The 15,742-nt window shown below is 39.6% G+C and carries 13 protein-coding genes; 10 read left to right on the top strand and 3 right to left on the bottom strand.

The features are described 5' to 3' along the window. Positions 1–60 precede the first annotated feature (60 nt). From pdhA to ACFIJ9_RS07530, 6 genes are all read left to right on the top strand, one after another. Positions 61–1,101 carry a pyruvate dehydrogenase (acetyl-transferring) E1 component subunit alpha gene (pdhA, locus tag ACFIJ9_RS07555; RefSeq protein WP_273788346.1) on the top strand — a complete coding sequence of 347 codons (1,041 nt, stop codon included), beginning with the start codon at positions 61–63 and terminating at the stop codon, positions 1,099–1,101. 16 nt (positions 1,102–1,117) lie between these two features. Then, positions 1,118–2,482, top strand: a complete 1,365-nt coding sequence (locus ACFIJ9_RS07550) for a pyruvate dehydrogenase complex E1 component subunit beta (protein WP_375636497.1) — start codon at positions 1,118–1,120, stop codon at positions 2,480–2,482. A 14-nt stretch (positions 2,483–2,496) separates the two neighbouring features. Further along, complete coding sequence (locus ACFIJ9_RS07545; RefSeq protein ID WP_375636495.1) at positions 2,497–3,840, top strand: pyruvate dehydrogenase complex dihydrolipoamide acetyltransferase; 1,344 nt, start codon at positions 2,497–2,499, stop codon at positions 3,838–3,840. A gap of 220 nt (positions 3,841–4,060) precedes the next feature. Then, the gene (gene lpdA / locus ACFIJ9_RS07540; protein WP_375636493.1) at positions 4,061–5,521 is read left to right on the top strand and encodes a dihydrolipoyl dehydrogenase; all 1,461 of its coding nucleotides are present in this window, start codon (positions 4,061–4,063) and stop codon (positions 5,519–5,521) included. A gap of 67 nt (positions 5,522–5,588) precedes the next feature. Further along, positions 5,589–6,551: a lipoyl synthase gene (gene lipA / locus ACFIJ9_RS07535; protein WP_273723360.1), complete on the top strand. Its 963-nt coding sequence runs from the start codon at positions 5,589–5,591 to the stop codon at positions 6,549–6,551. A 2-nt stretch (positions 6,552–6,553) separates the two neighbouring features. After that, on the top strand, positions 6,554–7,015 hold the full coding sequence (locus ACFIJ9_RS07530) for a type II toxin-antitoxin system RatA family toxin (RefSeq protein ID WP_273788342.1): 462 nt from the start codon (positions 6,554–6,556) through the stop codon (positions 7,013–7,015). A 540-nt stretch (positions 7,016–7,555) separates the two neighbouring features. Here ACFIJ9_RS07530 and ACFIJ9_RS07525 read toward each other — a convergent pair. Genes ACFIJ9_RS07525 through rirA form a run of 3 tightly spaced genes read right to left on the bottom strand, consistent with a single transcriptional unit; the run spans position 7,556 to position 9,699 of the window. Then, positions 7,556–8,044 carry a CinA family protein gene (locus tag ACFIJ9_RS07525; protein ID WP_375636491.1) on the bottom strand — a complete coding sequence of 163 codons (489 nt, stop codon included), beginning with the start codon at positions 8,042–8,044 and terminating at the stop codon, positions 7,556–7,558. Then, complete coding sequence (locus ACFIJ9_RS07520) at positions 8,041–9,231, bottom strand: bifunctional 2-C-methyl-D-erythritol 4-phosphate cytidylyltransferase/2-C-methyl-D-erythritol 2,4-cyclodiphosphate synthase (protein ID WP_375636526.1); 1,191 nt, start codon at positions 9,229–9,231, stop codon at positions 8,041–8,043. Before ACFIJ9_RS07520 ends, ACFIJ9_RS07525 begins: the two co-directional genes overlap by 4 nt. 24 nt (positions 9,232–9,255) lie before the next feature. Then, positions 9,256–9,699: an iron-responsive transcriptional regulator RirA gene (gene rirA / locus ACFIJ9_RS07515; protein ID WP_273788340.1), complete on the bottom strand. Its 444-nt coding sequence runs from the start codon at positions 9,697–9,699 to the stop codon at positions 9,256–9,258. A 172-nt stretch (positions 9,700–9,871) separates the two neighbouring features. Between rirA and ACFIJ9_RS07510 the strand changes: the two genes are divergently transcribed. The 4 genes from ACFIJ9_RS07510 to ACFIJ9_RS07495 are packed head-to-tail and all read left to right on the top strand — an operon-like array spanning position 9,872 to position 15,700. Beyond that, positions 9,872–12,139, top strand: a complete 2,268-nt coding sequence (locus ACFIJ9_RS07510; RefSeq protein WP_375636489.1) for an ATP-binding protein — start codon at positions 9,872–9,874, stop codon at positions 12,137–12,139. 1 nt (position 12,140) lies between these two features. Continuing rightward, a complete protein-coding gene (locus ACFIJ9_RS07505; RefSeq protein ID WP_012755009.1) occupies positions 12,141–13,499 on the top strand; it encodes a sigma-54 dependent transcriptional regulator in 1,359 nt (452 codons plus the stop codon). Between the two features lie 4 nt (positions 13,500–13,503). Beyond that, positions 13,504–14,880 carry a Trk system potassium transporter TrkA gene (trkA, locus tag ACFIJ9_RS07500; protein WP_375636487.1) on the top strand — a complete coding sequence of 459 codons (1,377 nt, stop codon included), beginning with the start codon at positions 13,504–13,506 and terminating at the stop codon, positions 14,878–14,880. A gap of 10 nt (positions 14,881–14,890) precedes the next feature. After that, positions 14,891–15,700, top strand: coding sequence for a hypothetical protein (locus ACFIJ9_RS07495; RefSeq protein WP_375636485.1), 810 nt, complete (start codon positions 14,891–14,893; stop codon positions 15,698–15,700). Positions 15,701–15,742: the final 42 nt, after the last annotated feature.

The following is a 15,742-nucleotide window of genomic DNA, read 5'->3' as shown; positions in this document are numbered from 1 at the left end:
AAGGCTTGTAACTTTTGTTCGTAAAGGTTATTCCTAAATAATCATAAAAGGGAGTTTAATATGGCAGAACGACTTAAAAAAAATTCTGCGTCGGTGGCGCGCACTGCATTATCAAGCACCACAAAGAAAGCACCAATAGCAGACTTTACAAAAGAAGAAGAAATTGATGCTTATCGTGAAATGCTTTTAATTCGCCGTTTTGAAGAAAAAGCAGGACAACTTTATGGTATGGGGCTTATTGGGGGATTTTGTCACCTTTATATTGGTCAGGAAGCCGTTGTTATAGGAACATTGAAAGCGGCAAAAGAAGGTGATCAGGTTATTACGTCTTACCGTGATCATGGTCATATGTTAGCCGTTGGGATGAGCCCACGTGGTGTCATGGCAGAATTAACGGGACGTCAAGGTGGCTTTTCCAAAGGGAAAGGTGGCTCGATGCATATGTTCTCTAAAGAAAAGAACTTTTATGGAGGACATGGTATTGTTGGTGCGCAGGTTCCAATTGGTTCAGGTTTGGCATTTTCGAATCAGTACCTTGGTAAAGATAATGTGACATTGGTTTATTTTGGTGATGGTGCCGCAAATCAGGGGCAGGTTTACGAAAGTTTTAATATGGCTTCACTTTGGAAGCTTCCTGTTGTTTATATTATTGAAAATAATCAGTATGCTATGGGAACGTCAGTTTCACGTGCATCTGCAGAAACTGATTTTTCCCGACGTGGTCTTTCTTTTGAAATTCCAGGTATTGTTGTTGACGGTATGGATGTTCGATCAGTAAAAGGAGCTGCTGATGAAGCGATTTCTTGGGCACGCTCAGGTAAAGGACCGATCATTCTTGATATGCAGACCTATCGCTATCGTGGTCATTCCATGTCTGATCCAGCAAAATATCGTTCAAAGGAAGAAGTCCAAAAAATAAAAGAGGAACACGATCCGATTGATCAAGTAAAAAGTCGGATTCTTAAGAAAAATTGGGCGAACGAAGATGATTTAAAGTCTATTGAGAAAGAGGTTCGTGCAATTGTTGCTGATGCGGCAGATTTTGCACAAAGTGATCAAGAGCCAGATGCTTCTGAGCTCTATACTGATATTTTAGTTTGATGCGAGGGAAGCAAGTATGTCTATTGATATTTTGATGCCGGCGCTTTCACCAACTATGGAAGAAGGTAAACTGTCTAAATGGCTCAAGAGAGAAGGTGATAAGGTTAGCTCTGGCGATGTTATTGCTGAAATTGAAACGGATAAGGCTACAATGGAAGTAGAGGCCGTTGATGAAGGTACTCTTGGTAAAATTTTTGTGCCTGAAGGTTCTGAAGGCGTAAAGGTCAACACTGTTATTGCGATTTTGTTAGAAGAAGGTGAGCGTGCTGAGGATATTTCGCAACCTACGGATACAGCACAAAAACCTAAGGAATCTCCTCTTTCTCTGCCTTCGTCAGTTCCGCAGGTTCCTACTTTTGATACGTCTCCTGATTTTGATATTCCAGCGGGAACACAAATGGTTACAATGACAGTTCGTGAAGCGCTTAATCAGGCTTTGGCTGAAGAAATGCGGCGTGATGAAAAAGTTTTTCTCATGGGGGAAGAAGTCGCGCAATATCAAGGTGCCTATAAGGTTAGTCAGGGTTTATTGGAAGAATTCGGAGAGCGCCGAGTTATTGATACCCCAATTACAGAGCACGGCTTTGCTGGGTTGGCTGTTGGGGCTGCTTTTGGAGGGTTACGTCCCATTGTTGAGTTTATGACCTTTAATTTTGCGATGCAGGCGATGGATCAAATTATTAACTCAGCAGCAAAAACACGTTATATGTCTGGTGGACAAATGACCGCTCCTATGGTTTTCCGAGGTCCCAATGGTGCGGCTGCCCGTGTTGGTGCTCAACATTCTCAATGCTACGCTGCATGGTACAGTCATGTACCAGGTTTGAAAGTTGTCATGCCTTATAGTGCTGCAGATGCAAAAGGTTTGCTGAAAGCTGCTATTCGTGATGATAATCCTGTTATTTTTCTTGAAAATGAGATTTTGTATGGGCATCAATTTGATGTCCCTCAACTGGATGATTTTGTTTTGCCTATTGGTAAGGCGCGTATTCATAAGTCTGGACAAGATGTGACGATTGTCGCGTGTGGAATTGGAATGCATTATGCCGTTCAAGCGTTGCCGGAAATTGAACAGCTTGGTATTGATGTTGAATTGATTGATTTACGAACCATTCGCCCGATGGATCTTCCAACAATTCTTTCTTCGGTTAAAAAAACAGGTCGTTTGGTAACAATTGAAGAGGGATTTCCTCAGTCATCCGTGGGAACTGAAATAGCAACGCGTGTTATGCAGCAGGCTTTTGACTATCTTGATGCGCCAATTGCTACGATTTCTGGCAAAGATGTTCCGATGCCTTATGCCGCTAATCTTGAGAAGTTGGCTTTGCCTAATACTGCTGAAATTATTGAGGCCGTTAAGGCTGTGACATACAGAGCATAACGGAGGAAAGCATAATGCCCATTAAAATTACAATGCCAGCGCTTTCCCCTACGATGGAAGAGGGAAATTTAACAAAATGGAATATTAAGGAGGGAGATAAAGTTTTCTCTGGTGATGTTATTGCTGAAATTGAGACGGATAAAGCGACAATGGAAGTCGAAGCCGTTGATGAAGGTAGGGTTGCCAAAATTGTTGTTCCTGCTGGAACACAAGGCGTTAAAGTAAATGCTTTAATTGTTGTTTTAGCCGAAGAAGGTGAAGATTTAGCTGAAGCTGCAAAAGTTTCAGAAGAAATCTCTTCTTCTACAAGACAAGAACCAGAGGGCGTAAAACAGACAGATTCTCTGAAACAGACGGACTCAAAGGGTACAAAAATGTCTCATGAATCATCAGCTCAGCAATTAATGCAGCAAGATAAAAAGGAAGCGCGTCTTTTTGCCTCTCCCTTAGCGCGGCGATTAGCATCTCAGGAAGGTCTTGATTTATCCCTTATTTTTGGAAGTGGTCCGCATGGGCGTATTATCAAGCGCGATGTAGAAAAAGCTGTAAGTAGTGATATTTCTAAAGTGTCTTATTCATCACAAATAGGGGAGCTAGTAGCTACAGGTGCTTCTGACAAACAGATACTGAAACTCTTTAAAGAGGATGAATATACCTTCGCACCCCATAATAATATGCGTAAAACAATCGCAACACGTTTGATGGAATCAAAACAGAGAGTTCCACATTTCTATGTAACGGTAGATTGTGAACTTGATGCGCTATTAGCACTGCGTACACAACTGAATGCTGCTGCACCAATGATTAAGGGGCAGGAAGAAACTCAGCCTACTTATAAGCTTTCTGTTAATGATATGGTGATCAAAGCTGTCGCACTTTCTTTGAAAGCTGTTCCTGATGCGAATGTCTCTTGGCTTGAAGGCGGAATGCTTCATCATAAACATTGTGATGTTGGGGTTGCTGTTTCTATTCCCAATGGATTAATTACGCCGATTATTCGCCATGCAGAGGAAAAGCAGTTATCCCTTATTTCCAAAGAGATGAAGGATTTTTCAAAGCGTGCGCGTGAGGGCAAGTTAAAAATGGAAGAATATCAGGGTGGAACAACAGCTGTATCAAATATGGGGATGTATGGTATAAAAAGTTTTTCGGCTATCCTTAATCCACCGCATGCGACGATTTTTGCGATTGGTGCAGGGGAAGAACGCGCCGTTGTTAAAAATGGTACATTAGTTGTTGCGACAGTTATGTCAGTTACAATTTCTGCGGATCATCGTGCTGTCGATGGTGCTTTAGCCGCAGAGCTCGCGCGGACTTTTAAGAAGATAATCGAAAATCCATTAGCAATGTTAGTTTGAACTGTTTAACAGTTCTTCACGTAAGTTGTGAGAGAGTGTGTTAAGAGAATAAAAACAAATTTAAGAGTTTGAAGAGCAATGTTATTGCTATTTCTGGTTTGGGTAAAGCATTTACGTGAAGCTTAAAGCAAAAGACATAAGATAATTCTGTGATGTTGTTTTGCAGTCTTAAGTTCAAAAAATGCATATCCGTTTTATATATATCCATGGAGGAATTACTGTGGCAAATCTTTATGATGTAATTGTGATTGGATCAGGTCCAGGCGGATATGTAACCGCAATTCGTGCAGCACAATGTGGTTTTAAGACTGCGATTGTTGAACGTGAACATTTGGGAGGGATCTGTTTAAATTGGGGATGTATTCCAACAAAGGCCCTTCTACGTTCAGCGGAAATGAAACATTTTGCTGAACATGCAAAAAATTATGGATTAAAAATTAATGGTTCAATTGAGGCAAACATCAAAGATGTTGTGGCACGTTCACGCGGTGTTTCAGCACGTTTAAATGCTGGCGTTGATTTTTTAATGAAAAAAAACAAAATTGATATTATCTGGGGTGAAGCAAAGCTTACCAAAGAAGCGAAGGGAAGCCATCCTGCGGAAATTATGGTTTCTTCATCCTCAAAACCGATTATGCAACCGCAAAATCCAGTCCCTAAAGGGACGTTAGGGGAGGGAACTTATCAAGCAAAGTATATCATTATTGCAACGGGCGCACGTCCTCGTGTCCTTCCTGGTATTGAGCCAGATGGAAAACTCATTTGGACTTATTTTGAAGCTATGATACCGCCAGCAATGCCAAAATCGCTTTTGGTTATAGGGTCTGGGGCTATTGGCATTGAATTTGCCTCTTTTTATCGTGATATGGGAGCTGAGGTAACTGTTGTTGAAATGATGCCCCACATCATGCCTGCTGAAGATATTGAAATTTCAACGTTTGCTTGTAAACAGTTAGAGAAAAAAGGTTTACGCATTCTTCGTCAAGCAAAAGTAACAAAGGTTGAAAAATCTTCTGATTCTGTGACTGTACATATTGATGTTCAAGGTAAAATAGAGTCAATGACTGTTGACCGATTGATTTCCGCTGTTGGGGTGCAAGGTAATATTGAGAATCTTGGTTTAGAAGCTTTGGGAATAAAAACCGATCGCGGGTGCATTGTAACCGATGAATGGAGTTGGACGGGGGTGGAAGGCATTTATGCTATTGGTGATGTAGCAGGTCCTCCTATGTTGGCACATAAAGCAGAAGAAGAAGGTGTGATATGTATTGAGCATCTTGCAGGTTTAAAGAATGCTCATCCGCTTGATAAAAGAAAAATTCCAGGGTGTACATATTGTACACCACAGGTTGCCTCTGTAGGGCTTTCAGAAGCTACAGCAAAAGAAGCAGGTTATGATATACGTATTGGTCGTTATTCTTTTGCTGCGAATGGCAAGGCGATTGCTTTGGGTGAAGATCAGGGGTTAGTAAAAACGATTTTTGATAAAAAAACAGGACAGCTTCTTGGGGCCCATATGGTAGGGGCTGAGGTAACAGAATTGATACAGGGTTTTGTTATTGCCATGAATCTTGAAACAACAGAAGAAGAATTAATGCATACTGTCTTTCCACATCCGACTTTATCGGAAATGATGAAAGAAAGTGTATTGGATGCTTATGGTCAAGTTTTAAACGCTTGATGACTGGATTGTGTGAAAGATTTTATATTTTTGATTGTTACTTCGTATTTATAAGGCAAAGGCTTAAATGGTTACGGTTGTTGATAGAGTTACAAATAGACGTTTGCGTCATCCTGAAAAGGCACATCGTCCTGATACAAGCGTTCAAAAAAAGCCAGATTGGATTCGTGTAAAAGCGCCAACATCACCAATTTATAAGGAAACACATGGTATTGTACGTACGCATAAGTTAGTGACTGTATGTGAAGAAGCTGGTTGCCCTAATATTGGCGAATGTTGGAGCCAGCGGCATGCTAGCTTTATGATTTTAGGTGAAATATGTACGCGTGCTTGTGCTTTTTGTAACGTTGCAACAGGTATTCCACTTGCCGTTGATGATAATGAGCCAGAACGCGTAGCCGATGCTGTTGCACGGATGGAATTAAAACATGTTGTCATTACATCTGTTGATCGTGATGATCTTGCTGATGGTGGTGCTGAGCATTTTGCAAAAGTTATTTATGCGATTCGTCAAAAAACTCCTAAAACAACAATTGAAGTTCTGACACCTGATTTTCGTCATAAGGATGGCGCTTTAGAAGTTGTTGTTGCTGCTAAGCCTGATGTTTTTAATCATAACTTAGAAACAGTTCCTTCTAAATATTTGAAGGTTCGTCCAGGGGCACGTTATTTTCATTCAATTCGTTTATTACAACGCGTTAAAGAACTTGATCCAACAATTTTTACAAAATCGGGAATTATGGTTGGGCTTGGGGAGGAGCGAAATGAAATTTTGCAATTGATGGATGATTTGCGCTCTGCTGATGTTGACTTTATGACGATTGGACAATATTTGCAGCCTACACGAAAACATCATCCAGTTGTTCGTTTTGTGCCTCCTGAAGAATTTGAGTCTTTTGCCAAGATTGGTAAAGTAAAAGGATTTTTACATATGGCCTCCAATCCTCTGACGCGTTCATCTCATCATGCTGGAGATGATTTTGCTATTTTGCAAAAAGCGCGTGATGAAAAATTTTCCTTACAGAGATAATTATGCCGATTTTTACAATACATCGGCAGATCACCCATAGTGCCAGTGAAATGTTTGAGCTGGTTTCAGATATTGAGCGTTATCCTGAATTTTTACCAATGTGTGAGTCTTTGATAGTACGTTCTCGAAAAGAGTATGGGAAAAAAATGTTGCTTCTTGCGGATATGACCGTTGGCTATAAGATTATCCGTGAAACTTTTACGACTCAAGTATTTCTTCAGCCGGAAAAAAATCTTATAGAAGTTAAATATATTGATGGTCCATTCAAATATCTTGAAAATCGTTGGTCCTTTCATGATATTGAAAATACCAATGCATGTAATGTAGAGTTTTTTATTGATTATGAATTTAAAAGTAAAACGCTTGGATTAGTGATGGGCTCAATGTTTGATATTGCGTTTCGTAAATTCACCGACGCTTTTGAGAAGCGTGCGCATCAGATTTATGGCTCTACGATAACATAGTCTATTCTGTTATTTTTTAACAATACGTATTGCTTATAACAGCGTGAAGGTGAAAACTGGTTTTCATCTTTACTATTTGTTTTAATTCATCTTTTTCAGCTTTGAAAAGCATATTAAAGGAATATCATTTTAAATGATGAAGATGATGCACAGCTTTACGCTTTTGTTTCTCTTTTTTAATAGAGGCATATCCAAACAAAACGCCCAAATAGGACATGCTTGCGTCATACCCATTTCATAATAAATAGTAGAGATACTCGTAAAAGTATATAAATCAACATCTTTACACTTATGAAAAAGTCAGCCTGCACCATTGATTTGCCATCTCTCAAGATGTTGCGCGAGCTCTTAGCATTTGAGAGAGGTACAAGTATCCCTTTCTTTAATCATTTTATTTATACAGTTTTTTTCTTGTGGCGTGCAAGTGAATAAATTTGATTGATTCAACTTAAAGTTGTGGCACAATAAATCATTTTTTCAAGATGTTGACGATTATAGACTCAATGTGGAATAGAGAGCTTTGAAATTAGTATGGGGAATTCAGTGAAGCAATTCCAGAATCATTTTAAAAACATTTTCAACAGTTGCATGGCGGATAGCATTGCGGTTAAGATGACCAAAGTGCATTTCTTTGTGCAGAGTTTTATGATTTTTGTAAGCAACTGCGCAGTGCACAAGTCCTACAGGTTTATCAAGACTTGCTCCTCCTGGACCAGCAATTCCTGTTACAGAGACTGCAATGTCAGCTTGTGAATGTTTTAATCCACCCTCAGCCATTGCAAGAGCAACTTCTTTTGAAACGGCGCCATAGGTTCTTATAAGTTCAGCACAAACGCCAACAAGGCGTGTTTTAGATTCATTTGAATAAACAACAAATCCACAATCGAGAACATCTGACGAGCCTGCAATATTTGTGAGGCTTGCAGCAATGAGTCCTCCTGTACAAGACTCTACAGTTGTTAACAGCAAACCTTTTTGGCGAAAGATATTAAGGACTTCATGTGCTTGTTTTTCACAAAGATATGTCATTGGGGAAGTTCTCCTGAATAAAGAACGCTCACTGTTGCAAGAGCAGCAATTCCTTCACCGCGACCAATAAATCCAAGCCTTTCATTTGTTGTTGCTTTGATAGAGATTCGATCAGGTGTTATTGAAAGTATCGTCATAAGATTTTCTGTCATGGCATGACGATAGGGACCAATTTTAGGATTTTCAGCAATAATTGTGATATCAACATTGGCGATACGACCACCTGCTTGTTTTAGAATATCAAGAGCATGACGGAGAAAAATTTCTGATGATGCATTTTTCCATTGAGGATCAGAGGGAGGGAAATGTGTGCCAATATCTCCAGCACCTCGCGTAGCGAGCAGGGCATCTGTTAGCGCATGAAGAGCAACATCCGCATCGGAGTGTCCATTCAATTTTTTATGAAAAGGAATTTTTATACCACATAAAATAAGAAAATCACCATCCTCGAAAGAGTGAACATCATAACCATTGCCGGTGCGGATATCAGGAAATATTTGCATTTTCTTTTGGAGATATAAATGTGCAGTATTAAAATCTTCATGCCATGTAATTTTTATGTTGTTAGGATTCCCAGGAACGGTACGCATAGGAATTCCAAACCATTCGGCAATCGCAGAATCGTCAGTGAATTCTTTTTTGCAAGCTTGTTTTGCTTGTTTATGGGCCGCTAAGATATGTTCAAAGGGAAAACACTGTGGAGTTTGTGCACTATAAAGATGGGTACGGGGAATTGTTTCTAAAACATGCTGATTATTTATACGTTTAAGGGTATCAGAGATGGGCAGAACAGGAAGAACACCTTCTTGAGGTGTGATCGTGTTGTGAATGTTATCAAGAAGCTTGTTTTCGATAAAGGGGCGTGCACCATCATGAATATGCACATATTGGGGATTGAATTTTTTGAGTGCCTGAAGTCCATGTAAGGTAGAGATTTGACGTGTCCTGCCTCCTTCAACGATAATAAGGCGCTCTTTAAAATCGCCGATAGCTTGTTCACAGATTTGACGATCTTCTGGATGAATAACAAGGATAATTGTTGTGATAGCTGGATGCTGCAAAAAACAATGCACGGTATGATAAATAATCGGCTTTTGTCCTAGAAGCCGATATTGTTTTGGAATTTTATGGGGAGACCCTGCTCTTTCACCGCGTCCAGCAGCTAATATTATTGCTGCAATAGAAATACTTAATCTCCTCGTGTTATAATCTTAGTTTGCTTTTTTGTCATTAATTTTAAAATGATTTTGAAAGGATGGTTGTTGTAGATCAGCAAGGGATATCACGGATAACACCTCAAAAAAAGCATTTAATGCTTTTTGAAGTGCGGTATTTAAACCACAAAAATCAATCAAGGGGCAAGTCGGTTCTGCAGTATCGAAACATTCTGCGAGGGAAAAGTTGTCTTCTGTTACTTTCACAACATCAGCGACTGAAATCTCTGCTGCGGGTTTCGCCAACCTAACTCCACCATTGCGTCCACGCACTGTTTGTATAAAACCTGCTTGAACAAGCAGCTGAAGGATTTTAAATAAAAAAAGTTCTGAAACGGCATATGCTTTAGCAATTTCTGGAACACGACTGAGAGTTCCCTGATTATCTGCACAATACATGAGCATTCGAAGAGCATAATTTGTTTGTTTTGTTAATCGCATCTCATTTCCTTCGTAAAGTATCGTCGAACACAGTTTATTTTAAGATATTTTGCAAAATGTAGAAGTTCTTTCTCATTGACTATATTTGCCCTATTTTAAATGTAGTATTAGTATTGTCAATTTTTGCTACAAAAGGTTATATGAGAATAATGGGATAAGGGTATGTAAGCTCATGACGAATATAACATCTGTAACGAATCTTCAAGACATAGATAAAAATACTTATAACGATGAGTTGTATCGTTTAAGTAAGGTATATATTTTTTTAGGGATTACAATTATTGTATTGGCGTTACTTACGGCCTCTGTTTCATTTATTATTCTTATTGGATTAACCCCTGTTGTTCCCAGTAGAACAGTAACCCTTATTCTTATAGGGATTAATAGTTTTTGGGTTTTAGGGCTTATTGTCATCGTTTTTTATGAGATGATTCCGATTATTCGTGCTTGGCGTTCAAGGCGTGCAGGATCGCGTCTTCATGTGCGCCTTATTTCATTGTTTGCACTTGTTGCGACAATGCCGGCTGTTGCTGTAGCTCTTGTATCGGGTCCAGCACTAAATTTGGGACTTGATCGATGGTTTGATACAACAACGCGGCAAATTGTGGGCTCTTCTATTGATTTAGCAAATGCTTATGCAGATGAAATGCTTCAAAATTTAAAAAATTTATCCTACGCGATGGCATTTGCACTTGATAACAAAAAACTCTTAGAACGTAATCCGGCTGAATATAGGATGCAATTGACGCGTCATGCTATAGGACGCAATTTGCGTGGCGCATTTTTGTTAAGTTCTAGCGGAGCTATTTTTATATCGAGTGCTCTTGGTGATGAAGATAAACTGCCAATTCCTCCTTCCAATCTTATTGAACGTGCAACCAGTGCGAGGCCTTTTTCTTTTCAACCAGGCGTGCATGATTATTTTGGTATTATTTTAAAATTTACCAACATTCCAAACACATTTTTATATTTGGTGCGTGACGTTGATAAAGGTGTTTTATCTGCTTTGCGTTTAACAGAAGTCAATACAGATCGTTATCGTGATTTAAATGAAAATCGCCTGCTGACGCAAATTGCATTTGGTATGCTTTATTTATGTCTTTTTTTTAGTTTATTCCTATCGGCTATTTGGGCTGCTATTGCTGTCGCTGATCGCTTAGTACGTCCTATTCGTCTTCTCATTAGTGCTGCTGATGATGTTGCTACTGGAAATATGGAAATTTTTGTGCCAGTACGCGCGAAGGACGGAGATATTGGGCAATTATCCAAAACTTTTAATTACATGGTCAGTGAATTGAAAAGTCGGCGCAATGAGTTGATTGCAGTACGTGATCAAATTGATGAGAGACGGCGTTTTTCTGAAGCAGTGTTATCGGGTGTAACAGCAGGAGTAGCGGGTATAGATGATAATGGTGATATTACAATTATTAATCGATCTATTGAAGCGATGTTTGATATTCGCTCTGAACACGTTGTTGGACAAAGTCTTTTATCTTTAAGTGCTGAAATTTGGCAGGTTTTTCAGTTTGCACGTTCATTGGATCGTAAAAATCATCGTGAGCAGGTTACTTTAAACGTTGCAGGAAAAGAGCGTGTCTGTAATGTCCAAGTTACGATGGAAGAGGATGATGGACAGGGGCAATCTTGGGTCCTAACAATTGATGATATTACAGACCTTGTTGCAGCACAACGTACAGCGGCGTGGGCGGATATTGCACGGCGTATTGCACACGAAATAAAAAATCCTCTCACACCCATTCAGTTATCCGCTGAACGCATTCGTAAACGTTATAACAAAGTTATTACACAAGATAGAGAGGTCTTTGAGCGGTGTATTGAGACAATTATTCGACAGGTTGGAGATATTGGGCGTATGGTTGATGAGTTTTCCTCTTTTGCACGTATGCCCAAACCACAAATGCATATTTTAGATATACGAGAATTGTTGCGCGAAGCATGTTTCTTGATAGAAGTGACACGACATGATATTCATTTTGAGCAAGATTTAGGAAGTCTACCACTTATGGGTGCATTTGATAACCGTCTCATTGTACAAGCTTTTTGCAATGTGATCAAAAATGCGAGCGAATCCATAGATTCAGTTATGCGAGAGGAAAATATTCACGGTCATATTCTTATCCGTTCTTATCGTCAAGAGGAATGGGTGGTTGTGGATGTTGTTGATAATGGGAAAGGACTTCCTAAAGAGCAAAGACAAAAGTTATTAGAGCCCTATATAACAACGCGGGAAAAAGGAACAGGGCTCGGGTTAGCCATTGTGCGCAAAGTTATTGAAGATCACGGTGGTTCCATGGAGCTTCATGATGCACCGGAGAGTTTTTATGAAGGTCGTGGTGCGATGATTCGTTTGATGTTTCCGGCGGATGGGGGTAAGCAGGGTAGTATTATACAAGCCATAAATCATAAGATAGGGGAATAGTATGGTATCAGATATCTTGATTGTTGATGATGAAGCAGATATTCGTGAGCTTGTTGCTGGTATTTTAGATGATGAAGGTTATGAAACGCGTGTTGCTTGTAACTCTGATGAAGCATTGGCTCAAATTAGTGAGCGTATTCCAAAGCTCATTTTTTTGGATATTTGGCTACAGGGTAGTCGTCTTGATGGTTTAGCATTGCTTGATGAAATTAAAACGCAATATCCGGCTCTTCCGGTCGTTATGATCTCTGGTCATGGTAATATTGAGACGGCTGTTTCCGCTATAAAGCGAGGGGCATATGATTTCATTGAAAAACCTTTTAAAGCAGATAGACTTGTATTGGTTGCAGAGAGAACACTTGAAAACTCAAATTTAAAACGTGAGCTTTTAGAATTGCGAAAGCGTTCGAACGAAACATTAGAGTTGCTCGGAAAATCGACAGTTGTAAAAAATTTGCGTCAAATCATAGAAAAAGTAGCACCAACCAATAGTCGCGTCATGATAACAGGTCCTTCAGGGGCAGGAAAAGAGACTGTTGCACGAACTATTCATGCGCTCTCAACGCGTTCGAATGGGCCATTTGTTACAATAAATGCTGCAACGATTACTCCGGAAAGAATGGAAATAGAGCTGTTTGGCAGTGAAATGGAAGGAAGAGAGCGCAAGATCGGTGCCTTAGAGGAAGCTCATGGCGGTATATTATATCTTGATGAAATTGCTGACATGCCACGTGAGACTCAAGGTAAGATTCTTCGGGTGTTAACGGGGCAGACATTTGAAAGAGTTGGCGGCACAAAACGTGTTAAGGTGGATGTCCGTATTATTTCTTCGACAGCGCAAAATCTTGAAAACCTCATTTCCGATGGGCGCTTTAGAGAAGATCTTTTCCACCGTCTTTCGGTTGTTCCTATTGCTGTTCCGCCCCTTTCAGCGCGTCGTGAAGATATTCCAGAACTTGTACATCATTTTGTAAAAACAATATCACAGCAGGTTGGGATTAAACCGCGTGCAATCAGTGATGATGTGATTGCTATTTTGCAAACGCATGCTTGGCCGGGTAATGTGCGGCAATTACGTAATAATATTGAGCGTCTTCTTATTCTTGTGCGGGATGGTGATGGTCCTATAACAGCGGATTTTCTTCCCAGTGAAGTAAGTGATTCTTTGCCACGTCTTCAAATGGATTCAGATGAAAGTATAATGGATTTGCCGTTACGTGAAGCACGAGAATTGTTTGAAAAGAGATATTTAGTGGCACAGATTGGGCGTTTGGGTGGAAATATATCACGTACTGCTGAATTTATAGGCATGGAGCGTTCAGCTTTGCACCGTAAACTTAAAGCGCTTGGAGTTTCTTAAAGCGATGCGTGTTATTATTTGCGGAGCAGGACAGGTTGGTTATGGGATAGCAGAGCGTCTTGCTGCTGAAAATCACGATGTTACTGTTATTGATATTGAAACGAGATTAATTGAAAAGATTCGCGATACATTGGATGTGAGAGGTTTTGTTGGTCACGGTTCACGTCCTGAAGTTCTTTTGGCTGCAGATGCAGACAAAGCTGATATGTTGATTGCTGTCACTTTGTTTGATGAAGTCAATATGGTAGCTTGTCAAGTGGCACATTCATTATTTAATGTGCCCACAAAAATTGCTCGTATTCGTTCACAATCTTATTTAGAGCCACGTTATAAGACGCTTTTTTCCAGAGAGAATATTCCCATTGATGTGGTTATTTCGCCAGAAGTTGAAGTTGGGGAAATGGTTTTGCGCCGTATTGCTTTACCTGGTGCAATAGATGTTCTTTATTTTTGTAATGATGATGTTGTTGCGCTAGCCTTGGAATGCATGGAAGATTGTCCAGTTATTAATACACCTTTGCGTCAATTAACAGAGCTTTTTCCAGATCTTCATACGACGGTTACCGCTATTAAACGTGGCGCGGAATTATTGGTTGCACATTCAGAAACGCAATTACGCGTTGGTGATATAACCTATCTTGTTGTTGCTCGTGATCAAATGCGCCGTGCTGTTGGGCTTTTTGGTCATAAAGAACAAGATGCCCACCGCATGATTATTGCAGGAGGCGGTCACATTGGCCTTTATGTTGCACAGGCTATTGAAAAGCGTTTCCATAAATTAAAATTGAAGATTATAGAATCGCATAGAGAAAGAGCTCTCACGATTGCTGATCAGCTTGAAAAAACAACAGTTTTATACGGTAACGTGTTAGATCCAGTGATTCTTCAAGATGCGGGAATTGATCAGTCCGATTTAATGATTACATTGACCAATCAAGATCAGGTTAATCTCTTAAGCGCTATTATTGCTAAAAGATTGGGCTGCAAAGCCAATATGGTATTGATTAATAATGTTGCCTATCAAGAATTTAGTCGTGCTGTTGGTGTGGATGCATATCTTAATCCCCATAGCGTTACAATATCGAGAATTTTGCAACAAATGCGCCGTGGACGTATTCGTTCTGTTCATTCAGTTTTTAATGGCCGAGCAGAAATTATTGAAGCTGAAGTGATGCAAACATCTTCATTGGTTGGTAAGTCATTATCAGAGCTCAATTTATCAAATGGTTTGAGAATTGGTGCAATTTATCGCAATAAGACAATAATACAGCTTTCGGCAGATACGCGCATTTTGTCTGGTGATAGAATAGTGATTTTTGCTCTTGCTGATAGGGTTCGTGATGTTGAACAACTCTTTCGCGTAAGTTTAGAATATTTTTGATATATTATCTATGGATATTTGTACTTTTTGGTATAGTGGACAATTAAGATTGGTGGATAGGCTTTGTTTGTCCTCAATGGTTAAAACTGGACAGCGCGTTAAGCTTTTTAGTTATGATAAAAAAATAGATAATCTTCCTGCCGGTGTTGAGTTGCATGAAGCCGAATCAATTTTGCCACGCTCAGCAATTTATCGCCTTGATCCCGATTTTTCTGATGATAAACCAGGGTGTACAATTGTTCAGTTTTCGGATTTTTTTCGTGTTATGCTGATGAAATATCAACAAGGTGTTTGGTTAGATACAGATGTTTACCTTGTTAAACAATTTCATCCAGATGCGGATAAGGTTTGGTTGGCAAGAGAAAATAATACAAGAGTAGGCGTTTCTGCACTTTATTTTCCGCCTAATAACCCTATTATAAAAGTATTTGAAGATTATTGGGCAGGCACAGAAATTATTCCTCATTGGCTTGGGTTTAAGCGTCGTGTTTGGAGACCTTTCTGGTTAAAGAGGAAAAAAATGCCGATTTTGCCGGGAAGTCTTGGCGTTACGATATTTGGCAATGATGGTATTTCGCGATTAGCAAAACGATATGGTTTTTTTCATGCAGCAAAGGAAAAGGAAACTTTTTATTATTGGACTGGGCGAAAAGCTGAACGTATTTTTGAACCAGCTTTTGGCGTAAAGCCGCTTACAGATTCACGCTTGATAGGCTTTCATATTCACAGAAAGACAAAAACCACGAAAAGACCTCGGGAAGGAAGTTTTTACCATTGGGCGGTATCTCGCATTCCTGATGTTCATCATTTGTTTAAGTAGAGTTATTATTGCTATTTTAACTATTGGGATTTTAATCTATCT

Origin of the sequence: Bartonella sp. MR90HLJMH, from assembly GCF_042194115.1 — a bacterium.
GTDB lineage: Bacteria > Pseudomonadota > Alphaproteobacteria > Rhizobiales > Rhizobiaceae > Bartonella > Bartonella grahamii.
This window is presented reverse-complemented; position numbering and strand designations above follow the sequence as displayed.

What these genes read in the sequence shown, in the direction of transcription:
- pdhA (WP_273788346.1), top strand. Translation starts at nt 61, where the DNA reads ATGGCAGAACGACTTAAAAAAAATTCTGCGTCGGTGGCGCGCACTGCA.
- ACFIJ9_RS07550 (WP_375636497.1), top strand. Translation starts at nt 1,118, where the DNA reads ATGTCTATTGATATTTTGATGCCGGCGCTTTCACCAACTATGGAAGAA.
- ACFIJ9_RS07545 (WP_375636495.1), top strand. Translation starts at nt 2,497, where the DNA reads ATGCCCATTAAAATTACAATGCCAGCGCTTTCCCCTACGATGGAAGAG.
- lipA (WP_273723360.1), top strand. Translation starts at nt 5,589, where the DNA reads ATGGTTACGGTTGTTGATAGAGTTACAAATAGACGTTTGCGTCATCCT.
- ACFIJ9_RS07530 (WP_273788342.1), top strand. Translation starts at nt 6,554, where the DNA reads ATGCCGATTTTTACAATACATCGGCAGATCACCCATAGTGCCAGTGAA.
- ACFIJ9_RS07525 (WP_375636491.1), bottom strand. Translation starts at nt 8,044, where the DNA reads ATGACATATCTTTGTGAAAAACAAGCACATGAAGTCCTTAATATCTTT.
- rirA (WP_273788340.1), bottom strand. Translation starts at nt 9,699, where the DNA reads ATGCGATTAACAAAACAAACAAATTATGCTCTTCGAATGCTCATGTAT.
- ACFIJ9_RS07510 (WP_375636489.1), top strand. Translation starts at nt 9,872, where the DNA reads ATGACGAATATAACATCTGTAACGAATCTTCAAGACATAGATAAAAAT.
- ACFIJ9_RS07505 (WP_012755009.1), top strand. Translation starts at nt 12,141, where the DNA reads ATGGTATCAGATATCTTGATTGTTGATGATGAAGCAGATATTCGTGAG.
- trkA (WP_375636487.1), top strand. Translation starts at nt 13,504, where the DNA reads ATGCGTGTTATTATTTGCGGAGCAGGACAGGTTGGTTATGGGATAGCA.
- ACFIJ9_RS07495 (WP_375636485.1), top strand. Translation starts at nt 14,891, where the DNA reads ATGGATATTTGTACTTTTTGGTATAGTGGACAATTAAGATTGGTGGAT.